This window comes from Saccharothrix ecbatanensis, assembly GCF_014205015.1.
Lineage (GTDB): Bacteria > Actinomycetota > Actinomycetes > Mycobacteriales > Pseudonocardiaceae > Actinosynnema > Actinosynnema ecbatanense.
Map to the genome: position 1 here is coordinate 4,143,994 of NZ_JACHMO010000001.1, position 15,546 is coordinate 4,159,539.

General features: G+C 70.0%; 17 protein-coding genes. 11 read left to right on the top strand and 6 right to left on the bottom strand.

What is annotated here, in order from left to right; all coding sequences use genetic code 11:
• Positions 1–17 precede the first annotated feature (17 nt).
• Positions 18–560, bottom strand: coding sequence for a DUF3995 domain-containing protein (locus tag F4560_RS17060; RefSeq protein WP_184921172.1), 543 nt, complete (start codon positions 558–560; stop codon positions 18–20).
• A gap of 123 nt (positions 561–683) precedes the next feature.
• Between F4560_RS17060 and F4560_RS43650 the strand changes: the two genes are divergently transcribed.
• A complete protein-coding gene (locus F4560_RS43650) occupies positions 684–1,313 on the top strand; it encodes a glutaredoxin domain-containing protein (RefSeq protein ID WP_221483537.1) in 630 nt (209 codons plus the stop codon).
• 11 nt (positions 1,314–1,324) lie between these two features.
• Here F4560_RS43650 and F4560_RS17070 read toward each other — a convergent pair whose 3' ends face one another.
• Positions 1,325–2,941: a peptide chain release factor 3 gene (locus F4560_RS17070; RefSeq protein ID WP_184921175.1), complete on the bottom strand. Its 1,617-nt coding sequence runs from the start codon at positions 2,939–2,941 to the stop codon at positions 1,325–1,327.
• A 92-nt stretch (positions 2,942–3,033) separates the two neighbouring features.
• On the opposite strand from F4560_RS17070, the gene F4560_RS17075 reads away from it, so the two are divergent.
• The 3 genes from F4560_RS17075 to F4560_RS17085 all read left to right on the top strand — a co-directional run bounded on the left by F4560_RS17075 (position 3,034) and on the right by F4560_RS17085 (position 6,872).
• Entirely contained in the window at positions 3,034–3,417 is a 384-nt protein-coding gene (locus F4560_RS17075; RefSeq protein ID WP_312869330.1) for a MerR family transcriptional regulator, read from the top strand.
• Positions 3,418–3,485: 68 nt separating this feature from the next.
• A complete protein-coding gene (locus F4560_RS17080; protein ID WP_184921177.1) occupies positions 3,486–5,162 on the top strand; it encodes a ribonuclease J in 1,677 nt (558 codons plus the stop codon).
• 213 nt (positions 5,163–5,375) lie between these two features.
• Positions 5,376–6,872 carry a SulP family inorganic anion transporter gene (locus F4560_RS17085; RefSeq protein ID WP_246477828.1) on the top strand — a complete coding sequence of 499 codons (1,497 nt, stop codon included), beginning with the start codon at positions 5,376–5,378 and terminating at the stop codon, positions 6,870–6,872.
• Position 6,873: 1 nt separating this feature from the next.
• Here the strand turns inward: F4560_RS17085 and F4560_RS17090 are convergent, their stop codons facing one another.
• Complete coding sequence (locus tag F4560_RS17090; RefSeq protein ID WP_184921178.1) at positions 6,874–7,440, bottom strand: histidine phosphatase family protein; 567 nt, start codon at positions 7,438–7,440, stop codon at positions 6,874–6,876.
• Positions 7,441–7,492: 52 nt separating this feature from the next.
• Here F4560_RS17090 and F4560_RS17095 point away from each other — a divergent pair, with 52 nt between their 5' ends.
• Complete coding sequence (locus F4560_RS17095; RefSeq protein ID WP_184921180.1) at positions 7,493–8,074, top strand: hypothetical protein; 582 nt, start codon at positions 7,493–7,495, stop codon at positions 8,072–8,074.
• A gap of 19 nt (positions 8,075–8,093) precedes the next feature.
• On the opposite strand, the gene F4560_RS17100 is transcribed toward F4560_RS17095, so the two are convergent.
• Both F4560_RS17100 and F4560_RS17105 read right to left on the bottom strand, forming a co-directional pair.
• Entirely contained in the window at positions 8,094–9,176 is a 1,083-nt protein-coding gene (locus tag F4560_RS17100) for a sensor histidine kinase (RefSeq protein WP_246477829.1), read from the bottom strand.
• 50 nt (positions 9,177–9,226) lie between these two features.
• Positions 9,227–9,886 (bottom strand): response regulator transcription factor, encoded by a 660-nt coding sequence (locus F4560_RS17105; protein ID WP_184921183.1) that lies wholly within the window; start codon positions 9,884–9,886, stop codon positions 9,227–9,229.
• Between the two features lie 260 nt (positions 9,887–10,146).
• Here F4560_RS17105 and F4560_RS17110 point away from each other — a divergent pair, with 260 nt between their 5' ends.
• From F4560_RS17110 to F4560_RS17130, 5 genes are all read left to right on the top strand, one after another.
• Positions 10,147–10,548 (top strand): hypothetical protein, encoded by a 402-nt coding sequence (locus F4560_RS17110; RefSeq protein ID WP_184921184.1) that lies wholly within the window; start codon positions 10,147–10,149, stop codon positions 10,546–10,548.
• Between the two features lie 309 nt (positions 10,549–10,857).
• Positions 10,858–11,061, top strand: a complete 204-nt coding sequence (locus F4560_RS44690) for a hypothetical protein (protein WP_184921186.1) — start codon at positions 10,858–10,860, stop codon at positions 11,059–11,061.
• 20 nt (positions 11,062–11,081) lie between these two features.
• Complete coding sequence (locus tag F4560_RS17120; protein WP_312869331.1) at positions 11,082–12,035, top strand: peptidoglycan-binding protein; 954 nt, start codon at positions 11,082–11,084, stop codon at positions 12,033–12,035.
• Positions 12,032–12,712: an ABC transporter ATP-binding protein gene (locus tag F4560_RS17125; RefSeq protein WP_184921190.1), complete on the top strand. Its 681-nt coding sequence runs from the start codon at positions 12,032–12,034 to the stop codon at positions 12,710–12,712. Before F4560_RS17120 ends, F4560_RS17125 begins: the two co-directional genes overlap by 4 nt.
• Positions 12,709–13,923: an ABC transporter permease gene (locus F4560_RS17130; RefSeq protein ID WP_376775313.1), complete on the top strand. Its 1,215-nt coding sequence runs from the start codon at positions 12,709–12,711 to the stop codon at positions 13,921–13,923. The genes F4560_RS17125 and F4560_RS17130 overlap by 4 nt, the downstream gene beginning before the upstream one ends.
• A gap of 58 nt (positions 13,924–13,981) precedes the next feature.
• Here the strand turns inward: F4560_RS17130 and F4560_RS17135 are convergent, their stop codons facing one another.
• A complete protein-coding gene (locus F4560_RS17135) occupies positions 13,982–14,365 on the bottom strand; it encodes a hypothetical protein (protein ID WP_184921192.1) in 384 nt (127 codons plus the stop codon).
• 431 nt (positions 14,366–14,796) lie between these two features.
• Here F4560_RS17135 and F4560_RS17140 point away from each other — a divergent pair, with 431 nt between their 5' ends.
• Positions 14,797–15,495 (top strand): MerR family transcriptional regulator, encoded by a 699-nt coding sequence (locus F4560_RS17140; protein WP_184921194.1) that lies wholly within the window; start codon positions 14,797–14,799, stop codon positions 15,493–15,495.
• Positions 15,496–15,546: the final 51 nt, after the last annotated feature.

Sequence of the window (15,546 nt, forward strand, 5' to 3'; positions counted from 1 at the left end):
TGGCTCGTGTTCCCGGATCACGCGGTAGTGCCGAGTGCCCGCCTGCGCCGCGCGTTGCGCGTGTAGTAGAACGCCGTGATGCCCATGAACAGACCCCACACGATGAACCACGGGTCCCAGACGTAGAGGTGGCCGTAGAAGCCGCGCCAGTCCATCCCGCCGGGAGGCACGAGGATTCCGCCCAGCACCATCAGCTGGATGCCGATCTGCACGCCGCCGTACAGCACGAGCGCCACAGCAGCGCCCCACCCCGCGATGAGCAGCATCCAGTGCCGGAACAGCCGCCTGCCCCACGGTTGCACCAACGCGAGCGCCAGCACACCGCCCGCCACCTTCACGAAGCCCGCGAACCACACCGCGACATAGATGCCGACGTTGCCTTCCTCGACCAACCGGACGGCCTCACTCCCGACCGTGTCGAGCAGGAACGTGCCCCCGAATCCCCAGTAGAAACTCGACACCGCGAACAGGAACGCGCACACGGCCGTCACGTACCCGGCCCAACGCCCTGGCTCGGGCATCGACGACGTGTCCGCAAGGCTCGGCACAGGGCTGCTCATCTGGAATCCCCCCGGAAATCCTCCTACTCACCGTAACAGGACCGGTACTCCGGCCCGCGCGCTTTCGACGGAGGGCACCCACGTGGCGTGGTGCGCGTTGGCGACCTGGTTGAGTACCTTCCCATGACAGCTCACGACACGGTGGTCGAGTTCTACTGGCGGCCGGGCTGCCCCTACTGCCTCGCCCTGCGCGCGCCGCTGCGGAGCAGTGGACTCCCGCTGCGGGAGATCAACATCTGGGAGGACCCGGAGGCCGCGGCTCGGGTGCGGTCGGTCGCGGACGGCAACGAGACCGTGCCCACGGTGTTCGTCGGGGCGCACGCCATGGTCAACCCCGGCATGGACCAAGTGCTGGCGGCCGTCCGTGAGCACTCCCCCGAGCTGCCCCCCATCGAGCCCAGGACTCCGCGGTGGCAGCCGGTGGCGGCGTCGCTCGGGCTCGCGCTGCTGTGGGTGCTGCTCGTGGTTCTCTCGCCCACGACCACCTTCCACGTCGCACCGGCGCTGGCTGCCGCCGCCGCTCCGGTCACCCGTCGCTGGCTCACCGGCGCCCCGGTCCCGTCCCGCCCGGCCGCGACCGTGGCCGTGACCGGCCTGGTCATCACCTTGGCGACCACGGCCGTGTTGACCTGGCAAGGGCTGATCGCCGGACCCGACGTCCCCGGAGGCGGCGCGCCGGTCGCGGAGACCGTGCTGCTGGCCGTCGCGGGCGCGGTGCTCGGCTGGCGGCTGGCCCGGCGCGGCGCCAGGTAAACGATGGCGGCTCAGGTGTTCCCGGCGACGAGGGGTTCCAGCGCCGCCACGACCTCGGGGTGCAGGCGGCGCAGGACGCCCAGGGTGGTGGAGTCGGTGAACAGGGCCAGGTCGACGCCGTCGGTGCGGGTCAGGACTTCACTGCGGTTGCCGTCGACCAACGACCGGTGCGCGGGGTCGGTCAGGCGGCGCACCACCGTGTAGGGCAAGGGTTCCAGGCGGACCGGTGACTTGAACTCGGCGACCAGGCGGTGGGCGGCGACCTCGAACTGCATCGGCCCGACCGCGGCGAACACCGGTGCGGCTTCACCGCGGCGCAGGGAACGCAGGATCTGCACCACGCCCTCGGACTCCAACTGCTCGATGCCCTTGCGGAACTGCTTGGAACGGCTCAGGTCCGCCGGTCGGGCGACCGCGAAGTGGGCCGGCGCGAAGCTGGGCAGCCCGGGGAACCGCACCGCGGGCTTGTCGGTGTAGAGCGTGTCGCCGACGCGCAGCGCGGTGGCGTTGACCAGACCGATCACATCACCGGGGTACGCAGTGTCCAATGTGGAGCGCTGCTGACCGAAGACCTGCTGGACGTACTTGGTGGCGAACGGTTTGCCGGTGGTGGCGTTGGTGACCACCATGCCGCGCTCGAACACGCCGGAGCAGACGCGCGCGAAGGCGACCTGGTCGCGGTGCGAGGGGTCCATGCCGGTCTGGACCTTGAACACGAACGCGGAGAACGGCGCGTTCAGGTCGCGTAGCTTGGCCTGGGCGTCCGGGCGCGGTGTGGGCTGCGGCGCGAGTTCCACGAGCAGGTCCAGCAGGTGCTTCACGCCGAAGTTCAGCACCGCGGACCCGAACAGCACCGGGGTGGCGGTGGCGTCGAGGAAGCGCGCGAGGTCGAAGTCGCCGCCCGAGGCGGACAGCAGGTCGACCTCCTCCACCGCACGGACCCAGTCCGCGCCCTCCTCGGCCTCCGCCTGCGCGGCGCTGAGGCGTTCCTGGCCCGCCGCGGTGGCGCCGCCGGCGGTCCGCGCGTAGCGGATGAACTGCCCGTCACGGCGGTCCAGCACGCCGCGGAAGTGGCCGGCGTCGCCGACGGGCCAGGTCAGCGGCATCGGCTGCAACCCGATCCGCTCGACCAGCTCGTCGCACAGCGCCAGCGCGTCACGGCCGGGGCGGTCCCACTTGTTGATGAACGTGATCACCGGGATGCCGCGGTGGCGGCACACGTCGAACAGCTTCAGCGTCTGCGGTTCCAGGCCCTTGGCCGCGTCCAGCAGCATCACCGCCGAGTCGACGGCCGCGAGCACCCGGTAGGTGTCCTCGGAGAAGTCGGAGTGACCGGGCGTGTCGAGCAGGTTGACCACCGCGTCGCCGTAGGAGAACTGCAACGCCGCCGAGGTGATGGAGATCCCACGCGCCTTCTCCATCTCCATCCAGTCCGACACCACGCCGCGCCGGCCGGCCTTGCCGTGCACCGCGCCTGCCTCGGAGATCACCTGGGCGTGCAGCGCCAACGCCTCGGTCAACGTCGACTTGCCCGCGTCCGGATGGCTGATCACCGCGAACGTGCGCCGCCGCCCCGCCTCCCGCAGCACATCGGCGGACGAGGCGGTCACCGGATGTGCGGTGGTCATTCAGATTCTCCTGCGCTCAATCGGATACCCACGGAAGTCTACCCTCACGTTACTGTAGTCTGGACGGATCGTTCGACGTCGGAAGGGGTCTGGTGGGCGGTCACATGCAGATCGGCGAGGTGGCCGAACGGACGGGCCTGTCGCTGCGCACGATCCGCTACTACGAGGAAGTCGGACTGGTCGTGCCCAGCGCGCGCAGCCAGGGCGGGTTCCGGCTCTACACCCAGCCCGACGTGGACCGCCTCGGGGTGATCAAGCGCATGAAGCCGCTGGGGTTCCAGCTGGAGGAGATGCGCGAACTGCTGACCATCCTGGACGCCCTCAGCGCGGCCGAGGACGCCGATCGGGCCGAACACCTGGACCGACTGGCCGGGTTCCACACCGCCGCGGAGCAACGCTGCGAGGAGCTGCGGGCCCAGTTGCACATCGCCGAGGACTTCGCCGGCACCCTGCGCGCCCACCTGCCGGTCGCCTGAACATCCCACCCGACCGGGTGCTCGATTTCACCCGCTACCCCACCCTCACGTAGCGTGAGGGTGTGACCATGGCTCGAACCTCCGCCCCTCCGCCGCCCCTCGCCCCCGACGCGCTGCGCGTCACCGCCCTGGGAGGGCTCGGTGAAATCGGCCGCAACATGACCGTGTTCGAGCACGACGGCAAACTGCTGATCGTGGACTGCGGAGTCCTGTTCCCCGAAGAACACCAGCCCGGCGTCGACGTCATCCTCCCCGACTGGACCAGCCTCCGGAGCCGCCTCGCCGACATCGTCGCCGTCGTCCTCACCCACGGCCACGAAGACCACATCGGCGGCGTCCCCTACCTGCTCCGCGAACGCCCCGACATCCCCATCATCGGCTCCCGCCTCACGTTGAGCCTGCTCCGCGCGAAGCTGGTCGAGCACCGCATCGTCCCCGTCACCGTCGAGGTCGCCGAAGGCCAGGAACTCACCCGCGGGCCGTTCGACCTGGAATTCCTCGCCGTCAACCACTCCATCCCGGATGGTCTGGCGATCGCCATCCGCACCGCCGCCGGCCTCGTCCTGCACACCGGCGACTTCAAAATGGACCAATTCCCCCTCGACGGGCGCATCACCGACCTGCGCGGCTTCGCCCGCCTCGGCGAAGAAGGCGTCGACCTGTTCCTCGTCGACTCCACCAACGCCGACGTCCCCGGCTTCACCACCGCCGAACGCGACCTCGCCCCCGCCATCGACGAAGTCTTCCGCACCACCCCCCGCCGCGTCGTCGTCTCCAGCTTCGCAAGCCACGTCCACCGCATCCAACAGGTCCTCGACGCCGCCCACACCCACGGCCGCAAAGTCGCCTTCGTCGGCCGCTCCATGGTCCGCAACATGGCCGTCGCCACCGAACTCGGCTACCTGAAAGTCCCGCCGGGGCTCGTCGTGGACATCAAACGCATGGACCGCATGCCCCCCAACCAGGTCACCCTCGTCTGCACCGGATCCCAGGGCGAACCGATGGCGGCACTGTCCCGGATGGCCAGCGGCGACCACTCCATCCAGGTCGAGGAAGGCGACACCGTGCTGCTGGCGAGTTCGCTGATCCCCGGCAACGAGAACGCCATCTACCGCGTCATCAACGGCCTCACCGACCTCGGCGCCAAAGTCGTCCACAAGGGCAACGCCAAGGTCCACGTCTCCGGACACGCCAGCGCCGGCGAACTCGTCTACTGCTACAACATCGTCCAACCCGCCAACGTGCTGCCCGTCCACGGCGAAGCCCGACACCTGCGCGCCAACGCCGAACTCGCCGTCCGCACCGGCGTCGACCGGGCGCGGGTGCCGATCGCCGCCAACGGCGACGTCATCGACCTCCAGGACGGACGCGTCACCGTCACCGGACGCGTCGAAGTCCACAACATCTACGTCGACGGACAAACCGTCGGCGGCGTCACCGAAGCCTCCCTCGCCCAACGCCGCACCCTCGGCGAAGAAGGCGTCATCACCATCGTCGCCCTCATCGACACCGACACCGGCCACCTCGCCGAACCACCCGACTACATCGCCCACGGCTTCGAACACGACGGCGGCACCTTCACACCCGCCACCACCGCCATCGAACGATCCCTCGCCGGCGCAGCCGAACGCGGCGTCAAGGACATCGAAGAACTCGAACGACTCATCGGACGCGAAGTCCAGATGTGGGCCCAACGCACCTACCGCCGCCGCCCCGTCGTCATCCCCGTCGTCGTCGAGGCCTGAGGCGCGGCGGGCAGGGACTCGTGGAGAGCTTGGTCACGGTCGGTCCACTCGACCTGGGGTCTACTGTCACGTCAGGGTAGAGTTCGTCGCGGTCGCGCCGGAGAAGCCGCTGCCCACCCTGACTTCCCCGTGCGTGCCACAGCGCGTCGGGCGCCCCCTTGCTCACCATGCGAGTCGCACCTGCCGGCTCGCGCACAAGTCCCGAGGTGTTGATTGTCCTCGTTCGAGGCGCCCGCACGTCCTGCCCTGCTGTCGAGGATCCGCGTCAACTGGTTCGCCAACCCGCGCGCCGACCTGCTCTCCGGCCTGGTCGTCGCCCTGGCGCTGATCCCCGAGGCGCTGTCGTTCTCGATCATCGCGGGCGTCGACCCCAAGGTCGGCCTCTACGCGTCGTTCACCATCGCGATCATCATCGCCTTCTCCGGTGGACGTCCCGGCATGATCTCCGCCGCCACCGGCGCCATGGCCCTGGTCATGGTGCCGCTGGTGCGCGACCACGGGGTGGAGTACCTGTTCGCCGCCACCGTGCTGACCGGCGCGTTCCAGATCGTGTTCGGGCTGATCGGCGTGCACAAGCTGATGCGTTTCGTGCCCCGGACGGTCATGGTCGGCTTCGTGAACGCCCTGGCCATCCTGCTGTTCACCGCGCAGATCCCGCACATCACCGCCGGCGGTCTGCCGGTGATCGGCCTGGTCGTGCTCGGCCTGGTGATCATCTACCTGCTCCCCCGGCTGATCAAGGCGGTCCCGTCCCCGCTGGTCGCGATCGTGGTGATCACCTCGCTCACGGTGTTCCTGAACATCGCCGTGCCGACCGTCGGGGACATGGGCGACCTGCCGGACGCGCTGCCGTTCTTCGGCCTGCCGATGGTGCCGTTCACCTTGGAGACGTTGACGATCATCGCGCCCTACGCGTTGACGCTGGCCGTGGTCGGTCTGGTCGAGTCCCTGTTGACCGCGCAACTGCTGGACGACCTCACCGACACCGGTTCACGGAAGGGCGTGGAGGTGCGCGGTCAGGGCATCGCCAACATCGCCACGGGCTTCCTCGGCGGCATGGCGGGCTGCGCGATGATCGGCCAGTCCATCATCAACATCAAGTCCGGCGGGCGCACCCGACTGTCCACCCTGGCCGCCGGCGTGTTCCTGCTGGTCCTGGTCTTCGCGCTGGGCCCGGTCGTCTCGCTGATCCCGATGGCGGCACTCGTCGCGGTGATGGTCTTCGTGTCGGTCAGCACGTTCGACTGGACCAGCGTCAAGCCGAAGTCGCTGCGCCACGCTCCCCGCAGCGAGACCGCGGTCATGGTCGTGACCGTCGGCACCGTGGTGGCGACCCACAACCTCGCCCTCGGCGTCGTCGCCGGCGCGCTGCTCTCCGCGATCTTCTTCGCGCGCCGCGTCGCCCACCTGGTCGACGTCTCCAGCGTCCTGGACCCCGACGGCACGATCCGCGTCTACGCGGTCACGGGTGAGCTGTTCTTCGCCTCCACCAACGAGTTGATGCACGCCTTCGACTACACCGACACCGTCACCAAGGTCGTGGTCGACTTGTCCGACGCGCACGTCTGGGACAGTTCGGCGGTCGCCACCCTCGACGCCGTCACCGCGAAGTTCGCCGCACGGGGGATCGAGGCCGAGATCATCGGCCTCAACCCGCACAGCGAGCGACTGCACAGCAAGCTCACCGGCCAGCTCACCGGCTCGCACTAGCTCAAAGCCCCGGCCCGGTGGCTCGCACCCCGCGGTCGGTGACGTGGATGCGGTAGATCGCCGGCATCGGCATCGCGTGGCTGAAGGGCCAGTCGATCGTGGTCAGTCCGAACCCGACCAGGGCTCTGGAGATGAACGTGCCGTGGCTGCCGACGACCACAGTCCCGTCCGGGTGTTGTCGGGCGAGCGATTCGAGGATCGCGGTGGCTCGCTCTGTGAGCTGCTGAAGGCTTTCCCCGCCTGGCCGGGTCGAGTGCGGGTCGGCCCAGCTCTCGGCGTAGTGGCGGGCGTAGTCGGGGGTGGGTCCGAGTCCGGAGTCCCATTCCCGCAAGGCATGGTCGGTCTGGACGGGCATGCCTGACGCGCGTGCGGTGGGCTCGATGGTCTGCATGGCGCGCAGGTACGGGCTGGAGGCGATCAGGCTGGGCCTGAAGTGGGCCAGGTCGTCGACGAGGCGTTCCGCTTGCACGATGCCCGTATCGGTCAACGGCCTGTGGTAGTCGTCCGGGCCGCCCGGCGAGGGGATCAGCGGCTGGGCATGCCGGACCAGGATGACTTCGGCTCGCATCAGCCGACTACCTCCGGATCAAGGATCTTTGGGCTCGTGCCAGGATGTCCAGGTGGAGAACACCCTACCGATCACCTATGCGCGGATAGCCGAAGTCCTGACCGAGCTCGGGATGATCAGCGAGGCGAAGGCTCGGAGCGTGCGCGACGAGACCTCCGCGTACGCGACCGAGTCGATCAAGCGAGGCCATGAAGTCGCCAGTGCGCTCCAATCCTTCGGCGTGGCGGTCTCCATCCACGCCAACGACGTCGACTTCGCCGACGAGCACTACGACTGGCTCCTGGACGAGGCCGCCGGCCTCACCGACGGCACGGTCACCGTCTCCGACTACCGCTTCGAGAAGGACGACCCGGAGGACGAGGACAGCGGTCTGGGCACGATGCACTTCTCGCGCAACGGCGAGCCGCTCTCGTTCGACGTCATGCAGGAGTCGAACGACTACCTCGACACGCAAGCGGCGCGGCGGGCGATCCAAGCGCTCCTCCCCGCTGACGACCCCCGCGACTTCAGTTGCGTCGAGCGGCAGGACTTCGGCGACGACATCATGGTGCTGGCCACAGCCGAGCAGCGTGAAGGTCTCCGCCTGCACCTGGGCATCACCTTCGAACCTCCGTTGGGTCCGTTGGGGAGCTGACGCCGACACAGGAACGCATTCACGGCAGCGATACGCCGACCACCAGCCCGCCGTCCTGGCGGGGTAAGGCTTGGACGGAGCCGCCGTGGGCTCGGGCGATGGATTGGACGATCGACAGTCCGAGACCGACGCCCTGGTTCGCCGCCACGCGCTCCCGGCGCAACTGCACGAACGGCTCGAACAGCATCGGGATCTTGTCCTTCGGCACGGGCGGGCCGGTGTTGGCGACTTCCAGCGCCGGTGACCCGCCTACCCGGACCCAGATCGCGCCGCCGTTGTTGTACTTGACGGCGTTGTCGACCAGGTTCCGGACCAGCTGTTCGAGCAGGACGGGATCGCTGCGCACCACCCGCGGCGCCAGGGTGGTGTGCACGGTGACCGCCGCGTCGACGAACGCCTGGCGGCACGCCCCGACCACCCGCGCCACCACGTGGTCCAGCCGGATGTCCTCCGGGTGCTCAAGGCCCTGGTCGCTGCTCGCCAGCACCAGCAGGCCCTCGATCAGGGCTTCGCTGCGCGCGTTCATCACCAGCAGCCGCTCGCCCAGCTCGCGCAACGACGCGCTGTCACCCGGCCTCCCCATCGCCACCTCCACCAAGGTCCGCTGCGTGGCCAACGGGGTGCGCAGCTCGTGGGACGCGTTCGCCACGAACCGGCGTTGGCTGTCGAAGGACTTCTCCAACCGGGACAGCATCTGGTCGAACGTGTCGGCCAGCTCGGTCAGCTCGTCCTTCGGCCCGCTGAGGCGGATGCGCTGGTGCAGGTTGTCGGCGCCCAGCCTGCGTGCGGCGGCGACCACCTGGTGCACGGGCCGCAGCATGCCCGCGGCGGCCAGGCGGCCGAGCAGCAGGGCGACCACCGCCGAACCCACCAGCGCGATGCCCGACTGCACCAGCAGCGTCCGCAGCACGTCGGCCCGGTACTGGGCGATGTTCATCTCGCTCACCTGCGCCTGCGAACCCGCCGGATCGTCCGGGACGAGCTGCGGTTCGCTGACCGTCAGCGGGCTCGTCGTGGTGGGCGCGCTGTTGGGCACCGGCAACGCCGAGCGCACCAGCAGGTAGTTCACGCCGAGCAGCAACGCGCCGCTGACCAGGAGCATGGCGCCGATCAGCAGCGACAGCCTGGTGCGGAACGTCGGCCGCCAGCGGCTCAGTCGGCCAGCTGGTACCCCACTCCCGGCACCGTCCGGATCGCCGCCGGCTGCCCGAGCTTCTTGCGCAGCGTCATCATCGTCACCCGCACCGCGTTGGTGAACGGATCGACGTGTTCGTCCCATGCCTGCTCCAGGAGCTCCTCGGCGCTGACGACCGCGCCGTCCGCACGCATCAGCACTTCCAGGACCGCGAACTCCTTGCGGGACAGGTGGATGAACCTGTCCTCACGGAGGACTTGGTGCCGCGGCACGTTCATCTCGATGCCGGCCCACCTGAGGACCGGTGGCAGCGCGGGCCGGGCGCGCCTGCCCAGCGCCTGCACCCGGGCCACCAGCTCGGCGAGCGCGAACGGTTTGGTCAGGTAGTCGTCGGCGCCGATGCCCAGGCCGTGGACGCGCTCCATCACGTTGCGCGCCGCGGTCAGCATGATCACCCTCGTGTCGTTGTGGCCGGCGATGATCGTGCGGCACACCTCGTCGCCGTGGACGGTGGGCAGATCGCGGTCGAGCACCACCACGTCGTAGCTGGTCACGGCCACCCGCTCGGTCGCGGCGGCGCCGTCGAAGCACACGTCGACCGCCATCGCCTGCTGCCTCAGCCCCTCGGCGATCGCCTCGGCGAGCATCACCTCGTCCTCCACCACCAGAACTCGCATGCGGCTCATTGTGCTCAGGGGGCCATAAGCAGGCCATAAGGACGACCCTTACGGCCCACAGATAGCCCGATCGGTAGAACTGAGGACATCGCTCATTCGCACCGGGGAGACCACCGATGAATGCTCGAATGGCCATGTTCCCACTCGTCGCCGCCTTCGCATTGCTGGTCGGGGGTTGCTCGGCGGACAGCCCGCGGCCGGAGGTCGCCTCGATCTCCACACCGGCCACCACGAGCCCCGGCCAGGCTCCACCGGGCAGCGTGGGTGAGGACAAGTTCACCAAGTGCATGCTGGACAACGGCGTCGACCTCAACGCGGGCGGCACACCGGACGACGAGGGTGGCGACGGCACCTCGCAGGGGACGACGTCGCCCGCCGACCAGCAGACGCAGCAGGAGGCACTGGCGAAGTGCCGCCAATTCCTGCCTGATGGCGGAGCGCCGAAACCGTTGGGCGAGGAAGCGCTGCAACAGGCACGCGAGTTCGCGAAATGCATGCGTGACAAGGGCGTCGAGTACCCGGATCCGGATCCGAATGCGCTCGGCGGTGAAGGCGTGACCCCGATTCCCGAGGGAATCGACGTGAACGACCCGGCGACGCGCGAGATTATGGCCGACTGCTCTCGGCAGACGGGTGGAGCCGTGCCCGGGGGTTCACGGTGACCGACGCGGTGTCACACCATCGGGACCTTGCGGCAGGGGTGAAGCCACCCAATGGACCGCGCGAACCGCGCGAACCAGGTGAACCGGGTGAACCGGAGCCGACGACCGGATCGGGGTCCGGCGTCGAGGCGGTGCCTGGTCGGCCCTCCCCCGCCGGCCAGGCACCCGCGGACCAAGCGCCCACCGGACAGCCGCCCACCGGACAGCCGCCCACCGGACAGCCGCCCAACGGCCAGGCGCCCAACGGCCAGCCGCCGACCGAGCCGGAAGCCGCAGAGCCGGAAGCCACCGGACCGGAAGCGGGTCCGGGTGCGGGTCCGGAAGCGGGTCCGGAAGCGGGTCCGGGTGCGGGTCCGGGTCCGGGTCCGGGTGCGGGTCCGGGTGCGGGTCCGGGTGCGGGTCCGGGTGCGGGTGCGGGTCCGGGTCCGGGTGCGCACACGCCGGGTGGTCCGGGTGTCGCGCGGCGGAGGAGGAGGCGGCGGTGGGTGGTTGTCGCGGTTGTCCTCGGTGTAGTCGCCACTGGAGGGGTTGTCGTGGTCACGCGGCTCGCCGCGGAGACTTCGAGTCCGCCGCCGGTCGCCAGTCGACCGCCCGCCACGGCCAAGGTCACGCGGACCGATCTGGTGGACCGCATCCGGGTCGACGGCGAGCCCGGCCACGGCGCCGCGTCCGCCCTGACCGGCCGCAAGTCCGGCACGATCACCTGGCTGCCCGAACCCGGCAAGCGCGTCGACCGGGGACAAACCGTCTACGCCGTCAACGCGATCCCCGTCCCGCTCCTCCTCGGCGCCACGCCCCAGTACCGCGAGTTGAAGCAGGGCGTGCCGGCCGGCCAGGACGTCAAGGAACTCCAGGAGAACCTCGTCGCCCTCGGCCACACCGACTTCGGCACCCCGGACGGCAAGTTCGGCCCGGCCACCACCCGCGCGCTCAAGAAGTGGCAGAAGGCGGTCGGGCTCGAAGCCACCGGCGTCCTCGCGGTCGGCGACGTGGTCGTGCTCCCCGCCCCGGTACGGGTGGACAGCCTCACCGCCCAGCCGGGCGGCCCCGGTGACGGCGAGCTGATGAAGGTCACCGGCACCGGACGGCTGATCCAAGTGGAACTCGCCGAGTCCCGCCGCGCGTACGCGCCCGTCGGGGCGAAGGTGGACGTCGTGCTGCCCGACAAGCGCACGGTGCCCGGCGCGGTGAAGACCGTGGAGGGCAAGCCCGACGGCGACAAGCTGCTGCTGACCATCGCCCTGGACGACCCGGAAGCCGCGCCGGAGTCGGGTCGCGTGCGCGTCGTCCTCTACGGCGAGCAACGGCAGCAGGTGCTGGCGGTGCCGGTGCAGGCGTTGGTGGCGCTGGTCGAAGGCGGCTACGCGGTGGAGGTGGTGGAAGGGCGCAGGCTCGTTCCCGTCACCCTCGGCATGTTCGCCGACGGCAAGGTCGAGGTCTCCGGTCCGGGGCTGACCGACGGCCTCGAGGTGGTGACGACGTCATGACCTCCGTACTGGAACTGGACCGGGTGTCGAAGACCTACCTCGGCGGCGTCACGGCGCTGCGGGACGCGTCGCTCCGCGTCGGCGAAGGCGAGATGGTCGCGATCATCGGACCGTCCGGGTCGGGCAAGTCGACCATGCTGCACCTGATGGGCACGCTGGACCGCCCGAGCGCGGGCCGGGTGCTGGTCAACGGGCACGACGTCGGCACGGTGCCGGACCGGCGGCTGTCGGCGCTGCGCGCCTGGTGGATCGGCTTCGTGTTCCAGCAGTTCCACCTGGTCGACGGGCTGACCGCGCGGGAGAACGTGCTGGCCGCCCAGGTCTACCGGGGTGTCCCGCGCCGCGAACGCGGCAGGCGGGCCGACGAGTCGCTGTCACGTGTGGGGCTCTCGCACCGCTCGGACCACCTGCCGTCGGAGCTGTCGGGCGGCGAGAAGCAGCGCGTCGCCATCGCACGGGCGGTGGTGAACCGGCCGTTGATCGTGCTGGCCGACGAACCGACCGGGAACCTGGACTCGGCGTCGGGCGGCGAGGTGCTGTCCCTGCTGCACGAGCTCAACGGCGAGGGCACGACGATCGTGCTGATCACGCACGACCAGAAGGTGGCGGCGGCGTTGCCGCGGCGGGTCGAGATGCTGGACGGCGCCGTTCGGCTGGACACGGGGTGGCGGTCGTGACCAGGCCCGGATTGCCCCGCCCCAACCGGCTCGCCGCGCGGGACGTGGCCGTGCTGAGCCTGGTCGGGCTCCGCGCCAGGATGGCCCGCACGGTCCTCGCCGCACTGGGCATCGCCATCGGCATCGCCGCGCTGGTCGCGGTGGTCGGCATCCCGGCGTCGAACCAGGAGGCGCTGCGCGCGCAGCTCGCGGCCCTGGGCCCGAACCTGCTCACCGTCGCGCCGGGCAACGACCTGTTCGGCGCGGACCAGGCCAAGCTGCCGCCCGAGTCCGTCGCCATGATCAAGCGGATCGGGCCGGTGGAGGCGGTCAGCGCCACCGGTGTCACGAAGGCGTCGGTGCGGCGCAGCGACCTGGTGCCGTCCGAGGAGACCGGTGGCATCCGGGTGGCGGCGACCAAGCTGGACCTGCTCGACGTGGTGCACGCGAAGGTGCGGGAGGGTGCGTTCCTCAGCGCGGCCGACGACCGCTACCCGGTGGTGGTGCTCGGCGACCGCGCGGCGCACCTGCTCGGTGTGGCGCTGGGCGACGACCGGCCCGCGCCGCTGGTGTGGATCGACGACCGGCAGTTCGTGGTGGTCGGTGTGCTGGCCCCGGTGCCGCTCGCGCCGGAGATCGACAGCTCGGCGCTGGTGGGGTGGTCCGCCGCCGAGACGTTCCTCGGGTTCGACGGGACGCCGGGCCTGATCTACGTGCGGGCGGCGGAGCACGCGATCGAGGCCGTGAAGTCGGTCCTCGGCCGCACGGTGAACCCGGCCCGGCCCAACGAGGTGCTGGTCAGCAGGCCGTCGGACGCCCTGGCCGCACAGCGGATCACCGAGAAGGCGTACTCGGCGCTGTTCCTCGGGCTGGGCGGGATCGCGCTGCTGGTCGGAGGCATCGGGGTGGCGAACACGATGGTGATCTCGGTGCTCGAACGGCGGCGGGAGATCGGCCTGCGCCGGGCGCTGGGCGCGAGCAGCCGGCAGGTGTGCGTGCAGTTCCTCGCCGAGTCGGTGGTGCTCGCGGGGCTCGGCGGCGGGCTCGGCGTGCTACTCGGCACCGCCGTCACGGCCGGGTACGCGGTGACGCAGGGCTGGCCCGCCGTGCTGCCCGTGCCGGTGCTGCTGGGCGGGGTGGGCGCGGCGGTGGTGATCGGCGTGCTCGCCGGCCTGTACCCGGCGGTCCGCGCGGCACGCCTGGCGCCGACGACGGCGTTGGCGGACGCATGAAAGCACGCGGTTCCGGGATCGCTCGCCGGAACCGCGTGCCTCATGGCGTGGGAAAGGATCAGCCGGTGCTCTGGATGCCGGACCCGACCCTGGAGCTGCCGCTCGGGCAGACCTGGACGATCCGCCACGAGCCCTGACCGACCCAGGCCGAGTAGTAGCGGTAGCCGTTGCTGCACGTGATGTACGACCGGATGTACCCGGAGTACACGTTGCAGTAGCGCTCGACGGCGTTGGTGTAGAAGTAGTTCGTGCAGGACCACGACGTCGCGATCGACGGCGCGGTGTCGGCCGCCACGGCCTGGATCGCCACGGCGGTGTGCCGGGCGGGCGCGGCGGAGGCGGACTGCGCGATACCGAACGTGGCGCCGAACAACGCCAGCGCGACGACCAGAGCTTTCAGCCCTTGATCGAGCATCGAGCGCTTCGCAGAAGTGGTAGACATCAGCGGCCTGTCTTTCCGTGAAGTCGGAAGAATCCGGACGGGGAGCAGCATGTACGAATGTGGGACCGCTTCCGACGAACGGAAGAGAAGGCTGCCGGCTGACCGATATCCAGGTCGGGCGTGAAATACGCGCGCATAGCACGGCGACCCGGCCGGGGGAAGTCACGGAAGCAGACGCTTCCACGGACGCCCCATTCCGCTAGCCCGAACGGGGCACCATATGCGGGTCTTATGTTTTGCTTATGAGGCGACTGGCAGACTCCTGGTCGGACGACCGCCGTTCGCGGAGCGCGGTATTACCGTCGGGGAAGCTCCGCCCAAGGGGTGAGATGCACGTCCGAAGGGGGACCGCGGTGCAGGACGCCACTCTTGTCGCAGAGCACTACCGGAGCGCGCGATCGAGTATCGGCCGACCCGGTAATACTCGACTGATGAATGCGGACGAATTCTCCGCAGAAATCGGGCTGACCGCCCGGACGATCCGCTCGTACCACACACGGGGCCTGCTGCCGCCGCCCGTGCGCATCGGCCGGGCGCCGCACTACTCGGCCGATCACCTCAACCGGATGCGCCAGGTGCTGTACCTCCAGCGCTGCGGGCTGTCGCTCGACGCCGTCGCGGCGCTGCTCGAGCCGGACATGGTGCTCAGCCAGGTCATGCCGGTGAAGGCCGCCGTCACGGAGGCGCTGCGCGGCCGGCCGGAACTCCTCGCCGAGAGCGTCGAAGGAGGCATCGTGTCGTATCGGGAGGACGGCGCGGTGGAGGTGCGCGCCGTTAGGGCTGTGCTCGCCGCGGGAGGCCGCAGCACGTCGGCGGCCGGCGCGCTGACCTTGTTGGCCGAACTCGCCTCGGCGATCGCCCCGCACGCCGACAACGCGCTGGACATCGTGCGCCGGACGGTCGCCCTCTCGCCATTGGCGAACTCCGTGAACAACCAGACCCTGATCGACCTGGTGGTCGAGGTGCTGCGGGCGAGAATAAGACTGGTCGGCGTGCGGAGTAAGCCCGAACACCACTCCGCAGGCCGGCCCCGGCGCGAACCCGGCCCGGTGCCGGGCGTTACCCGTTCACCGGGAAATTCCACCCGGCACGTCACCCGGACGGACGGTCCGGCGGCTTTTTGCGGCTGAGCGTGAACTATCCGAAAAATTCTCCTGAAATCCCTGCGGCGGACGCCCGCT